We start from the raw sequence: 4,345 nt of genomic DNA, 5'->3' as shown, positions 1-4,345 counted from the left end.
CAGGCGCAGGGGATCGCCAAGAAGGCCGGCGACAACTTCGTCACCGCCGAGCGCCTGCTGCTGGCGCTGGCGATCGCCGACCCGGAAGGGGCGCGCATCCTGAAGGCGGCCAACATCACGCCGCAGTCGCTGAACGCCGCGATCGAACAGATCCGCAAGGGCCGCAAGGCCGACAGCGCGTCCGCCGAGAACCAGTACCAGGCGCTCGAGAAGTACACGCGCGACCTGACGGCAGCCGCCCGCGAGGGCAAGCTCGACCCGGTGATCGGCCGGGACGAGGAGATCCGCCGCGTCGTGCAGGTGCTCTCGCGGCGGACCAAGAACAACCCGGTGCTGATCGGCGAGCCTGGCGTGGGCAAGACTGCGATCGCCGAGGGCTTGGCCAATCGCATCGTCAACGGCGATGTTCCAGAAAGCCTGAAGGACCGCAAGCTCCTCTCGCTCGATCTGGGCGCCATGGTCGCCGGTGCGAAGTACCGCGGCGAGTTCGAGGAGCGGCTGAAGGGCCTGCTCAGCGAGCTGGCGCACGGCGAGGGCGACGCGATCCTGTTCATCGACGAGCTGCACACGCTGGTCGGTGCGGGCAAGGCGGAAGGGTCGATGGACGCTTCCAACATGCTCAAGCCCGCCCTGGCGCGCGGTGAGCTGCATTGCGTCGGTGCCACGACGCTCGACGAGTACCGCAAGCATATCGAGAAGGACGCAGCACTGGCCCGGCGCTTCCAGCCGGTCTTCGTCAATGAGCCGGACGTCCAGGACGCGGTGTCGATCCTGCGCGGCCTGAAGGAGAAGTACGAACTCCATCACGGCGTGCGGATCACCGACGGTGCCATCGTGGCGGCGGCGACCATGTCGAACCGCTACATCACCGACCGCTTCCTGCCGGACAAGGCGATCGACCTGATCGACGAGGCGGCGGCGCGCAAGCGCATGGCGATCGACAGCAAGCCGGAGGAGCTGGACGAGCTCGACCGGCGCATCCTGCAGCTGGAGATCGAGAAGGCCGCCCTTCAGAAGGAGACCGACAAGGCGTCCCAGGACCGGCTGGTCAAGCTCGAGAAGGAACTGGATGGGCTCAAGAAGAGCTCGGCGGAGATCACCTCGCGCTGGCAGGCCGAGAAGGAGAAGCTCGCGTCGGCGACCAAGCTGAAGGAGCAGCTGGAGCAGCTCCGCAACGAGCTGCAGATCGCCCAGCGCAAGGGTGACTTCGAGCGTGCCGGCAAGCTCGCCTATGGCGACATCCCGGCCGTCGAGAAGAAGCTGGCCGAGGCGCAGGCCGCCGAGAGCCGCCCGCTGGTGGCCGAGGAAGTCACCGAGCAGGACATCGCGCATGTGGTGTCGCGCTGGACGGGCATTCCGGTCGACAAGATGCTGGAGGGCGAGCGCGAGAAGCTGCTGCAGATGGAGCAGAAGCTGGAAACGCGTGTGGTCGGCCAGCATCCGGCGGTGGAAGCGGTCGCGAAGTCGGTTCGCCGTGCACGGGCAGGGCTGCAGGATCCGAGCCGGCCGATCGGCAGCTTCCTGTTCCTGGGGCCCACCGGCGTGGGCAAGACCGAGCTGTGCAAGGCGCTGGCCTCGTTCCTGTTCGACGACGAGCAGGCCATGATCCGGATCGACATGTCGGAGTACATGGAAAAGCACAGCGTCAGCCGCCTGATCGGCGCTCCTCCGGGCTATGTCGGCTATGACGAGGGGGGTGCGCTTACCGAGGCGGTGCGGCGGCGGCCTTACCAGGTGGTCCTGTTCGACGAGGTCGAGAAGGCCCATCCGGATGTCTTCAACGTGCTGCTGCAGGTGCTGGACGACGGCCGCCTGACGGACGGCCAGGGCCGGACGGTCGACTTTCGCAACACCATCATCGTGCTGACCAGCAATCTCGGCTCGGAGTACCTTGCGGCCCTGCCGGAGGGTGCGCCTGCCGAGGACGCCAGGGAGCAGGTGATGGCGGTGGTCCGCGCCAGCTTCCGCCCGGAGTTCCTGAACCGGCTGGACGAGATCATCCTGTTCAACCGGCTGGGCCGTGCGCAGATGGGCGGGATCGTCAAGATCCAGCTGCAGCGCTTGGAAAAGCTCCTGGCCGACCGGCGGATCACGCTGGAGATCGGCGAGGACGCGGTGAACTGGCTGGCCAACGCCGGCTACGACCCGGTCTATGGTGCGCGGCCGCTCAAGCGCGCCATCCAGCGTCACCTGCAGGACCCGCTGGCGACGGCGGTGCTGGAAGGCAAGGTGACCGACGGGGACCAGGTGAAGGTCGGCGTGCAAGGCGGCGAGCTGTCGATCGAGCCCGCCGGTCTGGCGATGGCCGCCTGACCTCCTCGCAGGTCGACCAGGAGGGCCGTCCGGCACATGCCGGGCGGCCCTTTTCCTTGGATCCTCAGCCCTGCTTCTGCGCGACCTGTTCGGGGGCGGCCAGTTCCATGCGAAGCGCATCGACCCTGGCCCGCTGGGCCTTGAACCGTGCCAGCTCAGAGCCGGCCAGCTCCTCGGCGAACGCCTGCTTCACCGAGAGCGGGTTGATCTGCACACCGTCCTGCAGGATCTCGTAGTGCAGGTGCGGTCCGGTCGAGAGCCCGGTCGATCCGACATAGCCGACGACCTCGCCCTGCTTGACCTTGCTGCCGACCTTCAGCTGCTTGGCGAAGCGGTGCATGTGGCCGTAGGCAGTGGCATAGCCCCCGCTATGCTTGATCCTGACATAGTTGCCATAGCCCTGGTGGCGGGACCGGATCTCGATCACGCCATCGCCTGCGGCATAGATCGGCGTTCCGGTCGACGCGGCGAAGTCGACGCCCTTATGCATGCGCGAGTAGCCCAGCACCGGGTGGCGTCGCATGCCAAAACGCGAGCTCAGGCGGGCCCCATCGATCGGCGTGCGCAGGAGCGACTTGCGGATCGAATGGCCGTCCTTGTCGAACCAGCCCCGGGAGCCGTCCTTGTGGTCGAACCGGTAGAGCGCGATGTCCCGCCCGCCGGTCACCAGCCGCGCGAAGCTCACGTCATCGTAGCGGCTGGCGCTCCCGTCGGGCGTGCTCAGGCGGTCGTAGAGCACCTCGAACACGTCGCCGTCCTGCAGGTCGCGCTGGAAATCGACGTCCCAGGATAGGAGCTTCACAATGCGCATGATCGTCTCGGCCGGCATGCCGGTGGCGCGCGCGCTGTCGTACAGGCTGCCGGTGATGGTGCCGGCCGCCAGCACGTCCTCCCGCGCCAGCTCCAGCTGGACCTTCTCTGCCGCGAAGCTGCCGTCCGGGTTGCGGACGACCTTGAGTTCCTGGGCGAACGCCACCGGGATGGTGATCGCCTTCAGGGGCGGGATCTCGCCGTCCGCGGTAGCATCGACCTCGATCGAGATCTGGGCGCCGGCCCGCAGGTCGCGCGGATCGTAGACGCCTTTCAAGGAGGCGATCGCGGCATGGGCATCTACTTCGAGGGCACCGGCGCGCAGCATGATGTCGATCAGCGTGTCGCCCTTCTCGACTTCCATGTCCTGCACGGCATGGTCGGGTGGCAGGAGCTGCTCGGGCGCAGCCACGGCATGGTCGGGATCCACCGGGGCCATCCCCGCAAGGGCCCATGCCTGCGGCGGGGCCAAATCGCCTGCTGCCACTCGCCCATCCTGCCGATCACCGGCAGGCAGGGTCTGCTGGGCGAACAGCGTCGGTGCCGCCAATGCCGGAAGAGGGGCTGGGGGTGCGACTGCCGGCGGCTGCGGGCGCGCAATCTCGATCGGCCCGGTGACGTCAGCGCGTTGGCCGCTCAGCATGTAGAAACCTGCACCTGCAAGGCCGAAGCCGGCCGCGAACGACACGCCGGCAGCCGTCGCGAGCGCGACCCAGGAAGTGGACGACCGGCCGTCTCTGCCTGAACGCAAACCTGTCCCCCCTGTGCGCCACCGACGATGCGTCGAAGCTTCCATAGCCCGCGGCGATCCGGCGCCTGATGCCGCGATGGTTGCATGCAGGCCGGAAAACTTGTCGGAAACTGTGCGCGACCATGCGAAGCGTGCTCTTCCCTGTCAATCGCAGGCGCCGGGTTTTCCCCGTCTTTCTCTTTCTCATCTCTTGCGGGGGCCGGAAGGCTGCCTATCTAGCTGGAAGTGGAAGAACGAGCTGTCGATGCCATGGGCGGGCCGGTCACCTGTCTCCGCTAGTGAGACGATCGGAACTGCCATTTGGGTGTTGACCGGGGCTTCTTCTGCTACTAGAACCCCTCCCACGAAGCGCGGTGGTGCTGGGCGGCGGCGGTGAGCTGCTGGCTTGGTTTGATCGGCGTTTTGGTAGTGAGATTGCCTGATCTGTTGGGGTTGGGTGGCTGTCTTTGGGGGCGGCCCGATCGTCGTCTG

The 4,345-nt window shown here is 67.1% G+C and carries 2 protein-coding genes; one reads left to right on the top strand and one right to left on the bottom strand.

Features of this window, described 5'->3' with window-relative positions; translation table 11 throughout:
- Window positions 1-2,313: ATP-dependent chaperone ClpB (gene clpB, locus VHL31_RS09015; RefSeq protein WP_329660876.1), on the top strand; the 2,313-nt coding region annotated here is incomplete at its 5' end.
- 64 nt (window positions 2,314-2,377) lie between these two features.
- Here clpB and VHL31_RS09010 read toward each other — a convergent pair.
- Window positions 2,378-3,874 carry a M23 family metallopeptidase gene (locus tag VHL31_RS09010; protein ID WP_329660875.1) on the bottom strand — a complete coding sequence of 499 codons (1,497 nt, stop codon included), beginning with the start codon at window positions 3,872-3,874 and terminating at the stop codon, window positions 2,378-2,380.
- Window positions 3,875-4,345: the final 471 nt, after the last annotated feature.

Origin of the sequence: Geminicoccus sp. (assembly GCF_036263595.1) — a bacterium.
Taxonomy (GTDB): domain Bacteria; phylum Pseudomonadota; class Alphaproteobacteria; order Geminicoccales; family Geminicoccaceae; genus Geminicoccus.
Note: the sequence above shows the minus strand (reverse complement) of the source record. Positions and strands in the feature narration are given on the sequence as shown.